Raw genomic sequence first — 17,654 nt, forward strand, 5'->3', positions numbered from 1 at the left:
ATGCCGCGCATTACGAATCAGATTACAGTGCTCTCAGTTTTTTGTTTCGCAGACGTTATTGCTTGGGCTATTTTGGCCCTATGGTTTATTTCCCACTCAGCGAGTGTTAGTGAGGCCTCTTCTTTTGCTTTCTTTGAAGCCATTAAAAACACATCATCTTTTCTTGACTGAGGAATAACGACAATACCCTCTACATCTGCAACAATGATATCTCCCGTAGAGACCTTGGCTCCCCCGCAAATGATTGGAGTACCCAGTTCAGAATAAACCTCTTTCTTTCCTGGTACTGGATGAACACCCTTCGCAAAAACTGGAAACTTCATGTCTGAAATTTCACTCAAATCTCGAATGACACCGTCAATAATAAAACCTTTAATACCTCTGTTCTTAGCGACTGCACATACATTTCCACCTGCAACTGCATATTCGCTATCAACTCCATCCACTACAATGATGGAACCTTCTGGTGCTTCGTATATCGCAGAATGAAGCATTAAATTATCGCCAGACGTTAACTGAACAGTAAAAGCTTCACCAAAAATTCGCGGCATTCCCTGCCAAAGAGGACCAATACTAAAGTTAATAAAGTGGTCGTTATTCAATATGTTTCCGTACTCGGTTGTCGCTAGTTTAGAAAAATCTGGCTTCATATTTACTCTCCACTCTCAAAGTAGGCAAATACTTCTGCACCCGTCATATTTTGTGTTTCATTTTTAAATTCGTAGTATTCAGGTTTTTCATCGATGAATATCTGATGAGTTAGCTTGTAGTCATCCTCTGACATCAATAACCCGATAGGAAGGTGGTATTGATTATTTGGCACCAAATAGTAGAACAAATGAGTGCCACATTTGCCGCAGAAGCCTCTTTCCGCCCAATCTGATGACTTATATCTCACTACATTTGACTCACCTGATATTTTAACTGAATCAGCGCAATCAATGACTAACATCGGACCGCCAGACCAATTTCTACACATACTACAATGACAAGCCCCCAATTCATTACTGGCGTATTCTACTTCCAACTCAACCGAGCCACATAGACACTTTCCTTTACCTTTCATGAGTCCTCCAATCTTTGCAATGTGTGTAAAATTAATAGTGGATAACGCTTTGTATACCGATGACTGAACAAGAAAAGACTATTTATTGTTGCTCTTCTCCGACAGATACGCGGCATACTTTTTAGAGATCCATTGATGAATATGAAGCCCTGTTTTTCGAAAAAGATACCAATCTATTGCAGCGAGTATCACCAGCCCGATTACAGTTCCCATTATAAAACCTCCATGCTCATTGAACCGTCACTCTACCAAATTGATCAAGCGATTGCATAACAATGGCTTATGTCATAGCTAATTTCAGCTATGAGGAAAATCGCTTACTTTAGCTCATCTGGAATGCGGCGATCTTTGTGGTAATACTCTCGGTCGCGTTCGTTGATTTCGCGAACCACACGACAGGGATTACCAACTGCAACGACATTGGCTGGGATGTCTTTGGTGACAATGCTACCAGCGCCAATTACTGAGTTTTCACCAATGGTGACACCAGGTAGCACAACTGTGTGCGCGCCTAGCCAAACATTATTGCCAATACGAACAGGAACATTGAACTGAGCTGCTTTTAGCCTGAGTTCAGGGCTAATAGGATGTGTGCCTGCTGCAATAGTTACATTAGGTGCAATCATCACGTTGTCGCCGATGAACACATCAGTATCATCCACAAGCGTTAGGTTGAAGTTAGCGTATACATTATTACCGAGGTGCGTGTGACGCCCCCAGTTCGCGTGCAGTGGTGGTTCGATGTAACAGCCCTCTCCAACTTCGGCGAACAGCTGCTTCATGATTTGTTGACGTTTATCGCCTTGGCTCGGACGGGTGTGGTTAAAATCGTATAGCACTTCTAAGCATTGAGTTTGCTCAGCAACCAAATCAACATCGTCACAGTAGTAAACGTCTTGGCTGTGCATTTTCGCCTTTATATCCATGTTTGAACCTATTTGATCATTGCCTTAGTCGGCATAAATAAAGAAACAGATGGATAATTTGAAGTGTTCACTGGCCTTAATGCAAGTTAGATGAACTAGCGCGGCCTGATGTTTTCAGCCACACGCCACAGCACACCACTTGGGTCAGTGATACAAAACTCAAGCATTCCCCAAGGTTGCTCAACAACCTCGGAAACGGTAACTTCAAATTCCGACACTACATTAAAGTTTTGGATGTGTTGATACCAACTTTTTACGTCTTCAACCAGCAAGTGCATCATGTAATTGTGACAGTGCGCAGGTTCGTAAAAATTTTGCAGAAGGAACGCACAACCACCGTGACGTAGATAAGCGATATCGTGAAATTCAGACATCAATTCAAAGCCGATTGACTGGTAAAAACGCTTGGATAAATTGAAGTCTTTCGCGGGTACGAAAGACTTAATTTCTGAGACTTTTAGGTTTGCCATCCTATATCCTTATAGTGTTGATGTTCTGCTGCTAGCTCGCTTTAAGCGATTAATACATTTATTCAGAGCCCTGCTGAAATGAGTCGACTTCGGCTTTGGTTAAATAACGCCACTGACCCGCTTCAACATCTAAACGAACCTCTCCAATCTGTTCACGGTGAAGACCAACAACTCGGTTTCCTACCGCAGCAAACATTCGTTTTACTTGATGAAACTTACCTTCTGTAATGGTCAACAGCACTTCTTTACTGGTAATCACTTCGAGCTCTGCCGGACGCGTCAGTTTTTGTTCGCCTTGCAATTGAATGCCCGCTTTGAACTTGTCTGCGACATCATCTTTGATATCTCGTGACAATGTCACGCGATACACCTTCTTACATGACTTGTTTGGCAACGTGATATTGAATGACCAATGCCCATCGTCGGTAATCAAAACTAAACCTGTGGTATCGGCATCTAAGCGCCCTGCTATGTGTAGTTCTGATGCTTTGTCTATCTCGATGTAGTTAAACAGCGAGGGATAAACTTCGTCGATATTGGAGCAGATCGTACCCGAAGGCTTGTGCATTAGGAGGTATCGAAATTCACGTAACTTAAGCGGTGTGCCATTCAGCAAGATGGTGTTGCTCTCATGAACCTGAGTCGATTCATCGGTCACTGTCTCATTGTTTACGTTCACCTTGCCATCATGGATACGTTCAATCGCTTCAGGCTTGGTTAGGTCAGTGCTTTTACATAGGTATTTATCAAGGCGCATTAATCGTCGGCACCACATTTCGCACAAGGTTTGTAAGTTCGTTCACCTTGCTCGATAACCACATAGTCACCAACGCACTTGTCACATAAGGCGAGCTTTGGATAAGCTTCTTTTTGTTTCTTTGCGTTGATGTCGCCTTCAGTGGTGTATACGGTTCTCATTTTAATGCCTTTGTTTGAATAACGTGAGAGGCGCAAATTGTATCACTTTTTACAACCTTGATTGGAGTGCTGGCACATAGATAAATCGATTTTAGGTACTGTACCTCCAAGTCCCATCCCCGTAACAACTCAATCATGAACAACAAAGTCAACGTGCTACACCTATCAGTGGTAAAATGATAAAAGCTCACCAATTTATGAAGTCGATAATGAAAGATTGTAATCAATGCGGAAAATGCTGCATCAAATACGGAGATGGCGACCTTGCCGCGACTCAAGAAGAGATCGATTTGTGGGAGCTGTTCAACCCAGATATCTTTGAGTATGTCCGAGGAAGCGAGATATGGTTTGACCCTAAATCTGGCGAACGTTTAACTCGCTGCCCGTTTCTGGAGTTGGTTCCGACAAAAGATGCCAAGGCTCAAGCCAAGTACACATGTAGCATTTACTTAGACCGACCAGAAGATTGCCGACACTACCCAAGCCTGATTAATGAGATGGTACGAGACGAGTGTGAAATGATTGAAGTGGTGGATTTACAAGACACGAAGAAAGCTCAAAGGAAACTCGACCTATTGATGAAAGACAGCCGCCCTTCAAGCTATTCGTAAACGATGATCTTTTGAAGATCAATTTTCAGCATTAGCTAATAAGCACTAATACAGCTAATAACAACTGAAACCTTAAGCCAAATACTGGTTCGTTTCTAACCAATCAAGCGCAACCAATGCTGCCAATGAACATACGGCTCTGTCGTTGCCATCAACAAATTTAAGCTCTTCGATTTCAGCATCTGGAGACAGTTCGCCAGTATAATCAGCAAGGTAACAAGTCAATTGTACAGATACGCCTTCTGCTTTACCGTCAGCTTGGCCTGTAAAGGTCTCAACGTATTTGATGGAGTCTGGCACTAAATCTACCGAGATCTCTTCTTTGATTTCGCGAATCAGTGCTTGCTCATCACTTTCCCCTGCTTCACGTTTACCACCCGGTAGGTAGAACAGTTCCTTACCTTTTGATCTCACCATCAACAGCTTGCCGTCTTTAATGAAAATCCAAGCCAGCTTATCAATTACCTTATGCATGTCGTTAGACCTTATTTCTGTTTTAGTTCTCGTTATGACTGGGTTTGGCAGCGATATTACATGCGACCAAACAAAGCCAACGTATGTTACACGCTGAAATGAATATACTCTATTGAATCGCTTGGGAAATTGATAACCAAAACGAAAAATGACAGCCTGTGAGCACCATGCTCGTCAACTGTCATTACTGTTGTTTACGGATTGTTCGTTAACCGCGTATGAATAGTATCAATCGACCAACCACTCAAGTGCAGAGTCGTGGTCTTCGAATGACTTAATCTCACCAGACACGAACCAGCTCGCTACTTTTGAAGCAAATTCTTGCCAGCTTTTGTCACCATAAATCGCGATTTTGTCTATCTTTGAATTGAGCTCTAATCCTAGTTTGAAATCATCCCAAGCAGCACGTAACTCCCAACCCGTTAAGGTGGAGATATCGACCAGCATCTTGAGTTTAGATGAATCGAGTTCTTCTAGCGTGGTTTTTAGAATTGGCATCATTGCTTGATAGTCATCGTGTGTGAGTTTGCCTTTCGCTTTGAACACAACAATGGTTTCACCGCTAACACGTTCAATTCCAACCGATATTCCGTGACGTTCGATACTCATAACCTAGCCCTCATAGTGGAAACTAGAGATAGCTTAGAGGATTAGACAGCAAAGAGATGAGAGGTTGGCGTCAAAACAGACACGCACACAAACGAGTTTTAATGACTAAAGTTTTAACGACGCTTAATCGCAACCACCGAATAAGTGTGCCAATGCTTCATCCTACCCCACGACGTGAGTGATCACCCATGACTTTTCTCCAACAGTTCGCTTAGGCTTTGAACTTGCACGACATTCAAATTCTCTGACTTAAGATCAGTACCTTCCGTGTTCAACCACACCGCTTGTATACCCGTTTCAAGTGATGGATAAATGTCTTTCTCTAGAGTGTCACCCACCATGGTGATGTATTGTGGCTCAACACCGAGCTTAGAAATGATGGCAGGATAAAACTCCGGCTCGAACTTAGAGAAGCCAATGCTCGACTTACAAAAATAATCCAAGATGTATTCAGACAAGCCAACACGCTCGAAGGCTCGAATGATATCGTCTTTACTTGAATCACCGGCATTGGTGGCAACATAGACCTGATGAGTTTTGGAGAGTTCGGCAAGCAATGCACGGGCACCGCTCACCTCTTGTACGGTTTCCCAGTCGCACATCTTCCCTTGTGCATCTGGGAAATCGACCATCAGCGTATTGCCCCAGTCGAATAAGACTATTTCTGTTAATTCGATTAGCTTTGTCATCTTGCCTCCTGCATTAGCCATCGCGCCTTTATAAGCCATCCCTTTGATAGGAAAGAATGTTATCGAAAGCGATATCGAAGTAGAGTTCGTAGCTATTTTGTTCAACATAGCCCAAGTGTGGGGTCGCAGTGACGTTAGTTAGAGATAGTAACGGTTCTGTGTTCTCTGTTGCCGGCTCACAATCGAACACATCAACGGCGGCGTGCTTAGTCGGAACTTCACGTAATTCACGGTATAGAGCTTGTGGTTCAACTAATTCTGAACGGCTGATGTTCACAAATAGCGAGTCTAATTTCATTAGCTGAAGGTCGTTTGCAGTAACACACCCTTTCGTCGCATCGTTCAAACGTAAGTGCAAAGAGAGCACATCAACATCTCGAAAGAAGTCTTCTTTGGTTGCTGATGCTTCAAATCCATCTGCTTGCGCTTGATCGCGTGAAGCTTGGCTTCCCCACACTACGACAGACATCCCAAATGCTTGGGCATATTGTGCAATGCATTTACCGATTTTTCCGTAACCCCAAATGCCCAGCAATAGCCCTTTCAAAGTTCGACCTAACCCTAACGAGCCTGAATCTTGCCATTGGTTTTGCTTGAGGTTCGAAGCGTAAGTTGGAATGTGGCGAGACGCCGCCATGATAAGCGCCCAACACAGCTCAGACGGTGCGACAGGTGAACCGCGCCCTTCTAATACTTTCACGCCAAAACGCTCACACATTTGAACGTCAATATGATTACTGGCTTTGCCCGTTTGGCTAATCAGTTTTAAGTTTGGAAGCTTTGAAAGCAGTGACTCTGTAATGTCCGTTCGCTCACGAATAAGTACCAAAGCAGCAAACTCGCGCAGTTTTAACGCCAATTCATCTTCAGGATAAGTTTCTGTGAATACCGTAACATCATGCTGTTCTAACTTGCTATAACACTCAAGACTTTCTACTGCGTTCTGATAATCATCCAGTATCGCTATTTTCACTACACACTCCTTGTTGTATCGCTTAACCGCTTTGCACACTTTTATGTGTCACGAGTTAAGATTCAATTAGTCCTTGGACACTTGTCAAACTCACAGTTTATTGATGAACCACTTTGAAACGCTCAAGTACCAGCATCATGTCTTCACTTGGGTTTATATTGAGTTCTTCACATTCGCGAGAGAAGAAGTTCCAGTGTGCTTCTCGCCACCATTCTAGTGTTTTGTCACCCTCGCCTTCAGCGGCAGCAAACTCAGCCGTCACTTCGTTGTATTTGCACGACGACACCGACGTAACCTCAACAATACAGACGGGCTTACCATCCCAATCGGTGACAACTTGCAAGTGACCAATTACTGGTCTCGTCTCGCCTTTGAGGGTATACCAGTGTTCAAGGCCGCAGGAAGCCTGTTTTTCACCTTTCAGAATCAACTGCGCGCACAAGTTGGCATTGTATTCATCTGCGCAGTAATAATCGGCACTAAAAGAGGTGTATTGTGAGGCAACGTCTGCTGGCAATGTGTTGAGGTAACTATCAAGATAAGCTTTACTTCTTTCTTCCATGATCTTTCCAAACTCAATATTAGGTTGAGCCGATAAACACTTATAGATTAAGCATCTGGCTGCATTGGGAGTAACCTATCAAGCCAGGTTATTACTGTAAACCTGTGAAAGGTCAAAATGTGGGGATACAAGTAGCAAGATTGTGGGTAGGACTATTTGGGAATGGACGCTTAAATAAACAGAAGCAGGATATACCTGCCTCTGTTGTTATTTATAGATGTGATTCAGTAAATACACTACTGAGCTAGCGCTTCTTTCTCTCGTTCGAGATCTTTTTGTTTATGGTGCGCACGCTCACCTAAGAAGGCGTAAAGCAGACAGATGATTGAAGCCACACAAGCGCCGACCAAAATAATGAAGCCGCCATCCCAACCGTAATGGTCAACCATAAAGCCGAGTATTGCGTTCGCAGCAACCGCGCCACCTAAGTAACCAAACAAACCAGTTAGACCAGCAGCTGTACCTGCTGCTTTCTTAGGTGCAAGTTCCAGTGCATACAAGCCGATCAGCATTACAGGGCCATAGATAAGGAAACCAATCGCAACCAATGCCAACATATCAACCGTTGGGTTACCCGCTGGATTTAACCAATATACCAACACAGCGACTGTCACTAGAACCATGAACAAGATTCCTGCAGGTGCGCGTCGACCTTTGAATAATTTATCTGAAATCCAACCACACAATAAGGTGCCCGGAATACCCGCCCACTCATACAAGAAGTAAGCCCAAGATGATTTATCTACTGTGAAGTCTTTTGCTTCTTTCAAGTAAACCGGAGCCCAATCAAGCACGCCATAACGGATCAGGTAAACAAACGCATTAGCGATTGCGATAGACCACAACAACTTGTTAGAGAAAACGTACTTAAAGAAAATCTCTTTTGCCGTCATTTCTTTCTCATGAGAGGTGTCATAGTCGTCTGGGTAATCGTTTTTGTGCTCTTCAATCGGCGGTAAACCACAAGATTGAGGTGTGTCTCTTACGGTAAACCAGACAAAGATAGCAACAAGAGTGGCAAAAAATGCAGGAACATAAAAAGCGGTTCGCCAATCATCGTTAAAAGCCCACAGACCCAATAGGAACATTGGACCAATCAAACCGCCACCCACGTTGTGAGCAACGTTCCATACCGATACTATCTCGCCGCGTTCTTTGCGTGACCACCAGTGAACCATGGTTCGTCCACAAGCCGGCCAACCCATACCTTGGAACCAACCATTTAAGAACAGCAGGATAAACATCGCAGTAATGCTTCCTGTTGCCCATGGCATGAAGCCGAAGCAGAACATCACCAGTGCCGACATTAACAAGCCACCGCTGAGGAAGTAACGAGGATTGGAACGGTCAGAAACACTGCCCATTAAGAACTTAGATAAGCCGTAAGCGATAGATACCGCTGCTAATGCAACCCCTAGTTCTCCGCGACTAAAACCTTGTTCAATGAGATAAGGCATCGCCAAGCTAAAGTTTTTACGGACCAAGTAGTACCCCGCATAGCCAACGAAGATGCCAAGAAACAGCTGCCATCGTAATCGTGTGTAGGTGCTATCGATCTTATCTGATGACAAGCGATCGATATGCGCCATTGGTTTGAATATTCCAAACATAGGAACCTCATATTATTGGGCGAAGGAAGAAATAAAATGCTCGAACGAAAAAATTTAGCGCTCATTCGAAATCAAGGGAATTGTATGTGCTTCAGGATTAATTTCTGTGATGCATATGGCTATTAACAATGAATTTGTTTAAATACAGCGAATTAGTTTCATTTAATTAGACTGTGCTTCATGTTTTTGTTTGTAGCTGCTTAATTAAACACCAGAATTATCGAGTGTAAACAAACCAGAAAGAGCGAGCGAACATAAATCAGCCAACAACAACTTTGTTATTCTTGTGAATGCATAGTGAATAACGACAATTTTGGTTAAATCTGTGGAGTTATGAGGGTGATTTAGGCTATTGATTAAATAAGTTCGCCGACATCAACGTAAACAAAAAGGGTCTAGATTTCTCTAGACCCTTTTAGGTAATAACGCTTGGTGGTTTTGTGTTGGCTAATTAGACAAACATTAGCTAATGACACGAGGTATTAGCAAACCACACGAAGTGATTACTGTTCAATATAAAAAGCTTCTACAGTGCCTTTTAGAGTAATAAGCATTGGCTGGCCGAAGCGATCTAGCGCTTTAGGTGAAGGGATCTTAACCCAACCTTCGCTGATGCAGTATTCTTCAACATCAGTACGCTCTTTACCATTTAGACGAATGCCGATTGGGTATTCGAAACACTCAGCCACGTGGTGTGGGCTGCGTGGGTTGCCTGCAAGATGATCTGGTAAAGCTGGTCTTGAATTAGTATCGCTCATGTTCATTACCTGTATGTACGTAAATAAAAAAAGTGCGTCATTCTAGTCAATATAGGCTTTGTGCTCAACACCTGCTGCAATAAATCGTCGTGATCGTTTTAATCGACAGCGAGTTGTTTGATTTAAAGGCGATATATGCATAATTTCAAACGAAAATTTAACAGAGTTATGAGGTGTGGATACAGCGAGCACTTCATTACTTGAAAAGCAGATACCACACAAGTAGGTTTTCATTGTGAGCCTATCGTTTGAGCTCAATACTCATCACTTTATGGTTTGGCTCTGATTCGATGTCAACAACTGACCAACCTAGCCCTTGATAGAGTCCCGTGATATTGGTGTACGCGTAGAGTTGAGTTTGCACAGTAGAAGATACTTGTCTGACACCACGATTAATCAATTCACTCGCAATTCCTTGACCGCGCCATTTTTCATCGACATAAACCGCGTTAATCCACACCACGTCCTCCACTTGATGAGGCTCCTGAAAGTACGAATACGCCAAGCCACCAATGACCACATTGTCGCGCAGCACTACGATAACAGGGGGAAGTTGTGTGTTTTGTTTGTAGGTATCTTTAAATTGGAAATCAGACCATTCGCTTTGAAATAATCCCTCTAAATCACCCCAATAGGGCGAGCGTTCATCACAATTTCTAAAGATTACCTTCTGCATTTTTCCATCCTTTGAAAGGGAATAATTTAGCTGTCCTAGCCTTGTTTCATCTGAGTATAAGCAAAGCTACTCTTCTTCGTCGTAATCGTCCGCTGGGTCTTGATTAATCTCTTCACCGCATCCTAGGCATTCACCTTGTAGCTCCGTCGGCATCACAATAATTAAACCACAATGAGGGCATAGATCGCCTTGTTGATACATATGATTGGTCCCTTTACTTCATGGCTATTGCTTAGGATACTTTTGCTTGCTCGCTTCTAACCAGTCGTGAATGACTTGTCGAGCAGATTCCGATGGTGGTGCATTTCTTTTTCCGCAGATTTGATCAATCTCAAACGGAAACGCTTTACTAGGAACACGACGCAAACCGATAGTTAAGCGCTGAGGTTTCATCATTCGAAACACCACGTAACGGTCACTCATGATTCGGTTGTGATACACGCCAATACAGTGCTTCTGCTCGATGCCTTCATGCTCAAGATCGTAATAATCCGTGAGAGGATGAATGTTATCGTTGCCCAGCAAAGGAACCGGATAAGGAATGTCTTTATCCATTGGGCGATTACCCTCCAAACGACGCAATTGGCGTTGCTCCGTCCAGCGGTCATGAAGTTGTTCAAACATCGCGAATGAGTTCTGACTGGTAATAGCGCGCAGTGGATCATCCATCTCCAAATCTTGGCCTAGTAATATCGCATCTTGGAACATCGCCATCTTAGACGGCGCATTAAGTCTGCCCTCTTCCACCATTGCAATTCCTAATCGACTGCCGGTTAGAAATGGATGAACTTGGTCCAAACGCAGTGCTGTGTAACCGACTTTTGGGTAATGTTTAAATTTCAGGACACGTCTTTGCAGCGGTTCGAGAATACGAACAATGTGGTCAAGCTCATCACCAACGTTGTAGTGCAATTCTAGCTTGTCGATGAATTTAAGTGTTGCCTTGCTGCTATCTAAACCCAATTTGGCAAGGATCTTCTTTTGTCCTAAGCGGCTTAACGCTAATGCCTTCTTGTTATCCACGCTGTATTTCATACAGATCAAAGCCAAAATAACAGGCCTTAACTCAAGCAATTGCTCGGCTTCATAAGTGTTCGCGGCAAGCCATAGCATCTGGTATTGATACTCTGGAAAATCATCGGTGATTTCACGATAACGCGCAGGTAATGAATCTAACCAACGACCATTCACATCAAACTGTTCTACGAGGTTTAGACTCAAGCCAATTCCCCCATCGAGCGGACGTCGACCATCTTCAAACACGTGAAAGCCGACAAGCTTTTGAGACCAATCTCGGATCTCAATATCGTAGTCGAAACCTAGTGTTCGAGTGGGAATGGTGAGTAATGCTGTCATTGATGCCTCTTCATTATTGGCGCATTGAACTATCAAGCCTATCTAGTCGCGTAAACTAGCGCTTCGAACACTATAACAACCTTTTGTAAATTTCTTATCAATCAAAGCGATATAAATACAACAGTGCTTAGAAGAACTTTGAATGATGATTTTACGCAATATGAGATCTCTTCGATATCATTTGCTCTAACAAAAACTATGCTTGTTACACAACTCACAACAAAAGGCTTTAATTATGGAATACCGACATATTCTGGTCGCAATAGAACTGTCTGACGACACCAAAATTCTCATTGATAGAGCGACCTTCTTCGCCGACAAGTTAGAGGCTGGCATTTCGTTTGTTTATATTGATGGCACACATGGAGAGATCTACCCAGAACTGGTTGATATTCAAGGAAATAACAGTGATTTACCCATCAATGAAGATGCCATTAAACATTTGAAAGAGTTTGAGGCCTACGCCAAGCATCCAATCAAGCACATCTTTGTGGGAACGGGTGACTTGAACGATAAGCTAAAAAATACCATCGAAGCAAACAACGTTGACCTATTACTATGTGGCCATCACCATGATTTTTGGCATAAGCTGATCTCACATTCCAAACAGATCATCGACACTTCTCCTATCGATATTCTGGTTGTCCCTATGGAATAAACGCTTCATTTCGAAGCCTAAAAGTAGCCTACATTGCCAACCTCTATCGGTATTATTGGTTGGCTTAATCCTCTATTCATCACCCTTTATTGTTCACTTGATAATCTAATGTGGATACAGCGCAACCATTTGTGATCTTGGCAGCTTATCAACTCGTAAGCGTTTAATAATTAACAAATCATCGAGTGCAAGCAATGAAAAAGATTGGTCTTTATCTCTTCACAAACGACTTAAGAATCAACGACAACGCGTTACTTTATCAATCGAGTCAAACTGTCGATGAGCTCGTTTGTGTCGCTGTCGAACCGAGCTTGTCTCACTATTCAGCACACTTCGCTCAAGAGCAACACTATGGTACACACCGCGAAGCTTTCGTTTCTCAATCGCTAAGCGATCTTAAGGTGAATCTCGAAAATCTAGGGCAATCACTGATCATACTCAAACAAGACCTGAATAAGGCAGTTAGCAGTAAACAACTGTTGATTAAAATGATTGATGACTTAAACGTGACTCACTTTTTCTCCAACACACACTGTGGTTACGATGAACGACAGCTAGTGCGGTCAACGTTGTCTGAATACCCAAGCGTAACGGCGATTCAATCTCACAACTCAACGTTGTTTGAACTCGATGACTTCCCTTTCACGCTAGACAAATTGCCCCGCTCATTCACTAAATTCAGAAAACTTATTGAGCATTTGGCTATCGATACCCAAAGCTTATTCATAACGAATTTGCCACCAGCTCCAGCCCTCCCTAATACGTCACACTGTCACTCAAACGAGCTTATTCTAAAGCCCGACCCTATGTTTGAGCAAAGCTTCAAAGGCGGAGAAACGTCTGGACTGGCACATCTCAATCAATACTTTTCACACGATTACGCGAGTAACTATAAGCAGACAAGGAACGCATTAGATGGCATCGAAAACTCGACCAAGTTTTCACCTTGGCTAGCACTGGGTTGTATTTCGCCAAAGACCATCTGCCTACACCTCAAACACTTTGAATCTGAACATGAGGCGAATGATTCTACTTATTGGATCTATTTCGAGCTCTTGTGGCGAGAGTATTTTTATTGGAAGAGCCTATCGCTGCGGGCGTCATTGTTCGCAAGTTCATCCAAAGATAACGTTGTGAACGCAGAGCTCACTCAATCGACAAGCCTTAATTTTACCAAATGGAAAAGCGGCAACACCAACTACCCGATTGTCGACGCATGTATGCGCCAATTGAAGGCCACAGGTTACATGTCCAACCGAGGCCGCCAGCTCGCTGCAAGCTGTTTAATTTATGAGTTAGGAATCGACTGGCGACACGGCGCAGCCTATTTTGAAAGCCAACTTGTTGACTATGACGTGGCATCTAACTGGGGAAATTGGGCGTATATCGCCGGCGACCTCAATCAACCAGCCCATAACAATCAAAGTAAAAACCAAACACAACCTAAATCTCGCCATTTTGATTTGGCTAAGCAAACTGAAATGTACGATCCAGACCGTGCCTTCATCAATCAATGGACTGGTCTTCACTCAGCAATAAAAGCCTCACAAAGCAGGAAGCATTATGAAATTTAAAACGGTACGACTTGTATTAGGTGACCAACTCAATATTGAGCATTCATGGTTTCGACAGGTTGACGATGACGTAATTTACATCATCGCTGAGCTCAAACAAGAAACAGACTATGTTGCCTCTCATATCCAAAAAGTGGCGGCTTTTTTCTGTGCAATGAGTTACTTCGCTGAAGAACTAAAACAGCAAGGCCATCAAGTACTTCACCTCACCTTGGATGACACAACGCAATTTGAAAACCTAGATACATTGCTAAAGCATTACGTACACGAATTCGGCTCTGAGAAGTTCGAATTCCAAAGGCCTGATGAATACCGGCTCTTAGAACAACTGAACAAACTCAGACTCACTAACGCCACCAAAGGTTGTAATGATACTGAACACTTCCTGTTTCCATTCGAAGAGATAGAACAACAGTTTCCGAAAGACAAACACATTATGATGGAGCACTTCTATCGCCGAATGAGAAAGCGTTTCGACATTTTGTTGGATGACGGAAAGCCAGTTGGCGGCAAATGGAATTACGATGCGAACAACCGAAAGAAACTCAAGAAACAGGACATCGAAAACCTGCCTCAACCACTGATGTTTACCAATGACATTACCGATATTTTACAGCGTATTGAGCGCCACCAGGTGCAAACCATAGGTCAAGTCGGTAACCAGTTACTGTGGCCAGTGAACCGCGCGCAAAGCTTGTCTCTGCTCGCTCATTTCTGCCAAGTCTGCTTGCCATTATTCGGCCAATTTCAAGACGCAATGACCACCGAACACGACTCTAAGTGGAGTTTGTACCATAGTCGCATTTCGTTCTCGTTAAACAGTAAACTGCTGAGCCCTAAAGAAGTGATCGATGCAGCACTGTCAGCCTATCAAGCGTCTAACTCTCAAGATAAACAAAGCATCGATATTGCCCAGGTGGAAGGGTTTGTACGCCAAATACTGGGGTGGCGAGAGTACATACGCGCTGTCTATTGGGCGAATATGCCTGCTTACGCCAACAAAAACCACTATGCAGCGAACAACAATCTGCCCCACTACTTTTGGGACGGAAAAACCAAAATGAACTGCATGAAGCATGCGATTGACCAGTCCCTTGAGTTTGCTTATGCGCACCACATTCAAAGATTGATGGTCACTGGTAACTTTTGTTTGATTACCGGTATAGACCCCGACCAAGTCGACAGTTGGTACCTTGGCATTTACGTCGACGCGATTGAGTGGGTTGAAATGCCAAATACGCGAGGTATGGCACTGTTTGCGGATGGCGGGATCGTCGGAACCAAACCATACTCTGCCAGCGGTTCGTATATCAACCGCATGAGCGACTACTGCAAAAGTTGTCACTACAAGATAAAAGAACGTAGCGGCGAGCAATCTTGCCCTTTCAACAGCTTGTACTGGCGCTTTATGAATCAACATCGCGATGCTTTAAACCGTAACCCTCGTATGGGCATGTTATATCGCTCTTGGGACAACATGGACGAGCAAGATCAACAAGCGATACTCGATACCGCAGAACAACGAATTACAAACTTGGAGAACTTATAATGGTGGAGCAACTCAGATTACACATATTGGTGGTCGGTGGGAGCGGCGGTATTGGTATCGCTGTGGTCAAGCACTTATTATCTGAGCTGTCTCGGTTTGATTTTCTTGATGTGCATGTAGACGCGACTTACCACTCTCAACAGCCTGATCTAGAAAATAGACGCTTGAATTGGCATAAAGTCGACGCTTCCAATGAAGTGGATATCAAACGTTTGAGCTCTGAGTTCGACCAGCTTGATTGGTTGATCAACTGCGTGGGCATGCTTCATACACCTGAACTCGGTCCAGAGAAGAATCTGTCCTCTATCGACCCTGAATTTTTCCTCAAAAACATCTCTATAAATACCCTACCCAGCTTACTGTTAGCTAAGTATTTCACACCGATACTTAAAACAAGCGACAATCCGAAATTTGCGGTGGTATCCGCAAAGGTCGGCAGCATTTCAGACAACAGATTGGGCGGTTGGTACAGCTATCGCTCGTCGAAAGCAGCGCTAAACATGTTCATCAAAACGATGTCGATTGAGTGGCAGCGCACCTTAAAGAAAGGCACTGTGTTAGCTTTGCATCCAGGCACAACAGACACGGCACTGTCTAAGCCTTTTCAGACCAATGTCCCTGAAGGGAAGTTATTTGAGTCGAGTTATGTCGCCCATCAATTAGTCGATATCATTCGCACTGCCACACCAGACAAAAGTGGGCATTTCTATGCGTACGATGGTGAGCAGCTAAGCTGGTAGTAGTCTGGCGCCAATAAAAAACCCAACAGAGCTTGGGCTCTGTTGGGTTCATTTTTAAAGCAGTGTGGCGACTATCAAACACCAGCTAAAGATCAAAACGAATAAACACGATTATTCAGCCCAATTGAACTTACTATTATCGACGCCGTCTTTTTCTTCTTTAGCACGCTCGCGTCGGTTTTGCTCTTCAATTCGTGCAGCATCTATCTCTTGCATGATGGCTTCGATATCTGCCAAATCATCGCTTTCTGTAAACTCACCAGTGAGCTTGCTGTCTGGCTTTAAGTCGCCTTTCTCGTAAAGCGCCCACATTTCCTTGGCATACTCTGTTTTCGCCAATTCAGGAGCAAACTGAGCGTAGTAGTCGCGAATGTTATTGACGTCACGAGCCAGCATCCATTCAGCATTGTTGTTCGCCGAAGCATCAACGGCTTGAGGTAAATCGATAATCACTGGGCCGTATTCATCCACCAATACGTTGAACTCAGACAAGTCACCATGGATAAGACCAACACACAACATTTTAACCACGTAGGTCATCATCACCGCATGATCTTCGATCGCTTGCTCTGCTGACATCACCACATCGTTCAAACGTGGCGCAACATAGCCTTCGTCATCAGTAACCAGCTCCATAAGCAGCACGCCATCGAAGCAACCATAAGGAACAGGCACTCGAACGCCCGCTTCTGCTAGTTTATACAAGGCGTCTACTTCGGCACTTTGCCAAACCTTTTCTTGTTGCTCGCGACCAAAACCTGAGCCTTTTTCCATCGCTCGAGCACGGCGACTATTTCGAACTTTTCTGCCTTCACGATACGCGGTCGCTTTTTTGAAACTGCGTTGGCTAATTTCCTTATATACCTTGGCACAACGGATCGTATCGCCGCAGCGCACAATGTACACCGATGCTTCTTTGCCACTCATGAGTTGGCTTGTCACCTCGTCGACTAAACCATCGTCAACTAAAGGCTGTATTCTTTTAGGTATCTTCATGCCGCCTTTATACATCAGATATGTTTCAGAGAGAAATATTAACTTGAGAAATGAATGACGAAACGATTAAAGGATCATCAAAAGGAAAGAATATGGGGACTTGGGGGTTTAGATCATGAGAAACGACCTAGGATAAAATGAAGTCTAAGATTTGTTACGACGACAACGTTCTGAACAGTAGATGACATCGTCCCAACAACGCTGCCACTTTTTACGCCATGCAAAAGGCTTTTGGCATACAGGACATGTCTTGGTTGGTAGATGAGGTTTCTTATGCATGACCGTTTCCTTTTCGATGAATCCACTTCCTGCGTTTACTAGAGATTCCCTATTACGCTCGTCCCTCGCTTTAGGGAATTACGATAATTATTATGTTCGTTCCATGTGTTAGGGATTACGAAGGACGATTGACCACAACCCCCGCTCCGTCATCCCCGAG

General features: G+C 43.7%; 23 protein-coding genes. 5 read left to right on the forward strand and 18 right to left on the reverse strand.

Annotated features, from left to right (window positions below):
* Window positions 1-17: 17 nt before the first annotated feature.
* From BCT34_RS23010 to BCT34_RS24530, 6 genes are all read right to left on the reverse strand, one after another.
* Window positions 18-650 carry an RraA family protein gene (locus BCT34_RS23010; RefSeq protein ID WP_076650892.1) on the reverse strand — a complete coding sequence of 211 codons (633 nt, stop codon included), beginning with the start codon at window positions 648-650 and terminating at the stop codon, window positions 18-20.
* A 2-nt stretch (window positions 651-652) separates the two neighbouring features.
* Window positions 653-1,066 (reverse strand): GFA family protein, encoded by a 414-nt coding sequence (locus tag BCT34_RS23015; RefSeq protein ID WP_076650891.1) that lies wholly within the window; start codon window positions 1,064-1,066, stop codon window positions 653-655.
* 317 nt (window positions 1,067-1,383) lie between these two features.
* Window positions 1,384-1,992, reverse strand: a complete 609-nt coding sequence (locus tag BCT34_RS23025; protein WP_076650890.1) for a sugar O-acetyltransferase — start codon at window positions 1,990-1,992, stop codon at window positions 1,384-1,386.
* Between the two features lie 95 nt (window positions 1,993-2,087).
* On the reverse strand, window positions 2,088-2,462 hold the full coding sequence (locus BCT34_RS23030) for a VOC family protein (protein WP_076650889.1): 375 nt from the start codon (window positions 2,460-2,462) through the stop codon (window positions 2,088-2,090).
* Between the two features lie 58 nt (window positions 2,463-2,520).
* Complete coding sequence (locus BCT34_RS23035; RefSeq protein ID WP_076650888.1) at window positions 2,521-3,219, reverse strand: pseudouridine synthase; 699 nt, start codon at window positions 3,217-3,219, stop codon at window positions 2,521-2,523.
* Window positions 3,219-3,380 (reverse strand): hypothetical protein, encoded by a 162-nt coding sequence (locus BCT34_RS24530; protein ID WP_165690279.1) that lies wholly within the window; start codon window positions 3,378-3,380, stop codon window positions 3,219-3,221. Before BCT34_RS24530 ends, BCT34_RS23035 begins: the two co-directional genes overlap by 1 nt.
* A gap of 209 nt (window positions 3,381-3,589) precedes the next feature.
* Between BCT34_RS24530 and BCT34_RS23040 the strand changes: the two genes are divergently transcribed.
* A complete protein-coding gene (locus tag BCT34_RS23040) occupies window positions 3,590-3,991 on the forward strand; it encodes a YkgJ family cysteine cluster protein (RefSeq protein ID WP_076650887.1) in 402 nt (133 codons plus the stop codon).
* 72 nt (window positions 3,992-4,063) lie between these two features.
* Here BCT34_RS23040 and BCT34_RS23045 read toward each other — a convergent pair whose 3' ends face one another.
* From BCT34_RS23045 to BCT34_RS23090, 10 genes are all read right to left on the reverse strand, one after another.
* Window positions 4,064-4,465 (reverse strand): NUDIX domain-containing protein, encoded by a 402-nt coding sequence (locus tag BCT34_RS23045; RefSeq protein ID WP_076650886.1) that lies wholly within the window; start codon window positions 4,463-4,465, stop codon window positions 4,064-4,066.
* 228 nt (window positions 4,466-4,693) lie between these two features.
* Window positions 4,694-5,074 carry an STAS/SEC14 domain-containing protein gene (locus tag BCT34_RS23050; protein WP_076650885.1) on the reverse strand — a complete coding sequence of 127 codons (381 nt, stop codon included), beginning with the start codon at window positions 5,072-5,074 and terminating at the stop codon, window positions 4,694-4,696.
* Between the two features lie 182 nt (window positions 5,075-5,256).
* Window positions 5,257-5,763, reverse strand: coding sequence for an HAD family hydrolase (locus tag BCT34_RS23060; protein WP_076650928.1), 507 nt, complete (start codon window positions 5,761-5,763; stop codon window positions 5,257-5,259).
* Window positions 5,764-5,791: 28 nt separating this feature from the next.
* Window positions 5,792-6,736: a D-2-hydroxyacid dehydrogenase family protein gene (locus BCT34_RS23065; protein WP_076650884.1), complete on the reverse strand. Its 945-nt coding sequence runs from the start codon at window positions 6,734-6,736 to the stop codon at window positions 5,792-5,794.
* Between the two features lie 97 nt (window positions 6,737-6,833).
* Window positions 6,834-7,298, reverse strand: a complete 465-nt coding sequence (locus tag BCT34_RS23070) for an ASCH domain-containing protein (protein ID WP_076650883.1) — start codon at window positions 7,296-7,298, stop codon at window positions 6,834-6,836.
* 236 nt (window positions 7,299-7,534) lie between these two features.
* Complete coding sequence (gene glpT, locus BCT34_RS23075) at window positions 7,535-8,908, reverse strand: glycerol-3-phosphate transporter (protein WP_102300645.1); 1,374 nt, start codon at window positions 8,906-8,908, stop codon at window positions 7,535-7,537.
* A gap of 503 nt (window positions 8,909-9,411) precedes the next feature.
* On the reverse strand, window positions 9,412-9,666 hold the full coding sequence (locus BCT34_RS23080; RefSeq protein WP_174571124.1) for a DUF3297 family protein: 255 nt from the start codon (window positions 9,664-9,666) through the stop codon (window positions 9,412-9,414).
* Window positions 9,667-9,907: 241 nt separating this feature from the next.
* Window positions 9,908-10,342: a GNAT family N-acetyltransferase gene (locus tag BCT34_RS23085; protein ID WP_076650881.1), complete on the reverse strand. Its 435-nt coding sequence runs from the start codon at window positions 10,340-10,342 to the stop codon at window positions 9,908-9,910.
* A gap of 66 nt (window positions 10,343-10,408) precedes the next feature.
* Window positions 10,409-10,543 (reverse strand): hypothetical protein, encoded by a 135-nt coding sequence (locus BCT34_RS24790; RefSeq protein ID WP_260810909.1) that lies wholly within the window; start codon window positions 10,541-10,543, stop codon window positions 10,409-10,411.
* A 24-nt stretch (window positions 10,544-10,567) separates the two neighbouring features.
* Window positions 10,568-11,698, reverse strand: coding sequence for a PcfJ domain-containing protein (locus BCT34_RS23090; protein ID WP_076650880.1), 1,131 nt, complete (start codon window positions 11,696-11,698; stop codon window positions 10,568-10,570).
* A gap of 235 nt (window positions 11,699-11,933) precedes the next feature.
* On the opposite strand from BCT34_RS23090, the gene BCT34_RS23095 reads away from it, so the two are divergent.
* From BCT34_RS23095 to BCT34_RS23110, 4 genes are all read left to right on the forward strand, one after another.
* On the forward strand, window positions 11,934-12,356 hold the full coding sequence (locus BCT34_RS23095; RefSeq protein WP_076650879.1) for a universal stress protein: 423 nt from the start codon (window positions 11,934-11,936) through the stop codon (window positions 12,354-12,356).
* Between the two features lie 194 nt (window positions 12,357-12,550).
* On the forward strand, window positions 12,551-13,930 hold the full coding sequence (locus BCT34_RS23100; protein ID WP_076650878.1) for a DASH family cryptochrome: 1,380 nt from the start codon (window positions 12,551-12,553) through the stop codon (window positions 13,928-13,930).
* Window positions 13,920-15,479 carry a cryptochrome/photolyase family protein gene (locus BCT34_RS23105; protein WP_076650877.1) on the forward strand — a complete coding sequence of 520 codons (1,560 nt, stop codon included), beginning with the start codon at window positions 13,920-13,922 and terminating at the stop codon, window positions 15,477-15,479. The genes BCT34_RS23100 and BCT34_RS23105 overlap by 11 nt, the downstream gene beginning before the upstream one ends.
* Window positions 15,479-16,219 carry an SDR family oxidoreductase gene (locus BCT34_RS23110; protein ID WP_076650876.1) on the forward strand — a complete coding sequence of 247 codons (741 nt, stop codon included), beginning with the start codon at window positions 15,479-15,481 and terminating at the stop codon, window positions 16,217-16,219. Before BCT34_RS23105 ends, BCT34_RS23110 begins: the two co-directional genes overlap by 1 nt.
* A 111-nt stretch (window positions 16,220-16,330) precedes the next feature.
* Here the strand turns inward: BCT34_RS23110 and BCT34_RS23115 are convergent, their stop codons facing one another.
* Together BCT34_RS23115 and BCT34_RS23120 are read right to left on the reverse strand one after the other, a co-directional pair.
* A complete protein-coding gene (locus BCT34_RS23115) occupies window positions 16,331-17,215 on the reverse strand; it encodes a PA4780 family RIO1-like protein kinase (RefSeq protein ID WP_083702747.1) in 885 nt (294 codons plus the stop codon).
* 144 nt (window positions 17,216-17,359) lie between these two features.
* Complete coding sequence (locus BCT34_RS23120) at window positions 17,360-17,494, reverse strand: DUF2256 domain-containing protein (RefSeq protein WP_019823450.1); 135 nt, start codon at window positions 17,492-17,494, stop codon at window positions 17,360-17,362.
* Between the last annotated feature and the right edge of the window lie 160 nt (window positions 17,495-17,654).

Source organism: Vibrio sp. 10N.261.45.E2, assembly GCF_002875705.1.
Taxonomy (GTDB): domain Bacteria; phylum Pseudomonadota; class Gammaproteobacteria; order Enterobacterales; family Vibrionaceae; genus Vibrio.

Bases quoted from the DNA above. Each gene is read 5' to 3' on its own strand.
- BCT34_RS23010 (WP_076650892.1), bottom strand. From the start codon at position 650: ATGAAGCCAGATTTTTCTAAACTAGCGACAACCGAGTACGGAAACATA.
- BCT34_RS23015 (WP_076650891.1), bottom strand. From the start codon at position 1,066: ATGAAAGGTAAAGGAAAGTGTCTATGTGGCTCGGTTGAGTTGGAAGTA.
- BCT34_RS23025 (WP_076650890.1), bottom strand. From the start codon at position 1,992: ATGGATATAAAGGCGAAAATGCACAGCCAAGACGTTTACTACTGTGAC.
- BCT34_RS23030 (WP_076650889.1), bottom strand. From the start codon at position 2,462: ATGGCAAACCTAAAAGTCTCAGAAATTAAGTCTTTCGTACCCGCGAAA.
- BCT34_RS23035 (WP_076650888.1), bottom strand. From the start codon at position 3,219: ATGCGCCTTGATAAATACCTATGTAAAAGCACTGACCTAACCAAGCCT.
- BCT34_RS24530 (WP_165690279.1), bottom strand. From the start codon at position 3,380: ATGAGAACCGTATACACCACTGAAGGCGACATCAACGCAAAGAAACAA.
- BCT34_RS23040 (WP_076650887.1), top strand. From the start codon at position 3,590: ATGAAAGATTGTAATCAATGCGGAAAATGCTGCATCAAATACGGAGAT.
- BCT34_RS23045 (WP_076650886.1), bottom strand. From the start codon at position 4,465: ATGCATAAGGTAATTGATAAGCTGGCTTGGATTTTCATTAAAGACGGC.
- BCT34_RS23050 (WP_076650885.1), bottom strand. From the start codon at position 5,074: ATGAGTATCGAACGTCACGGAATATCGGTTGGAATTGAACGTGTTAGC.
- BCT34_RS23060 (WP_076650928.1), bottom strand. From the start codon at position 5,763: ATGACAAAGCTAATCGAATTAACAGAAATAGTCTTATTCGACTGGGGC.
- BCT34_RS23070 (WP_076650883.1), bottom strand. From the start codon at position 7,298: ATGGAAGAAAGAAGTAAAGCTTATCTTGATAGTTACCTCAACACATTG.
- glpT (WP_102300645.1), bottom strand. From the start codon at position 8,908: ATGTTTGGAATATTCAAACCAATGGCGCATATCGATCGCTTGTCATCA.
- BCT34_RS23080 (WP_174571124.1), bottom strand. From the start codon at position 9,666: ATGAGCGATACTAATTCAAGACCAGCTTTACCAGATCATCTTGCAGGC.
- BCT34_RS23085 (WP_076650881.1), bottom strand. From the start codon at position 10,342: ATGCAGAAGGTAATCTTTAGAAATTGTGATGAACGCTCGCCCTATTGG.
- BCT34_RS24790 (WP_260810909.1), bottom strand. From the start codon at position 10,543: ATGTATCAACAAGGCGATCTATGCCCTCATTGTGGTTTAATTATTGTG.
- BCT34_RS23090 (WP_076650880.1), bottom strand. From the start codon at position 11,698: ATGACAGCATTACTCACCATTCCCACTCGAACACTAGGTTTCGACTAC.
- BCT34_RS23095 (WP_076650879.1), top strand. From the start codon at position 11,934: ATGGAATACCGACATATTCTGGTCGCAATAGAACTGTCTGACGACACC.
- BCT34_RS23100 (WP_076650878.1), top strand. From the start codon at position 12,551: ATGAAAAAGATTGGTCTTTATCTCTTCACAAACGACTTAAGAATCAAC.
- BCT34_RS23105 (WP_076650877.1), top strand. From the start codon at position 13,920: ATGAAATTTAAAACGGTACGACTTGTATTAGGTGACCAACTCAATATT.
- BCT34_RS23110 (WP_076650876.1), top strand. From the start codon at position 15,479: ATGGTGGAGCAACTCAGATTACACATATTGGTGGTCGGTGGGAGCGGC.
- BCT34_RS23115 (WP_083702747.1), bottom strand. From the start codon at position 17,215: ATGAAGATACCTAAAAGAATACAGCCTTTAGTTGACGATGGTTTAGTC.
- BCT34_RS23120 (WP_019823450.1), bottom strand. From the start codon at position 17,494: ATGCATAAGAAACCTCATCTACCAACCAAGACATGTCCTGTATGCCAA.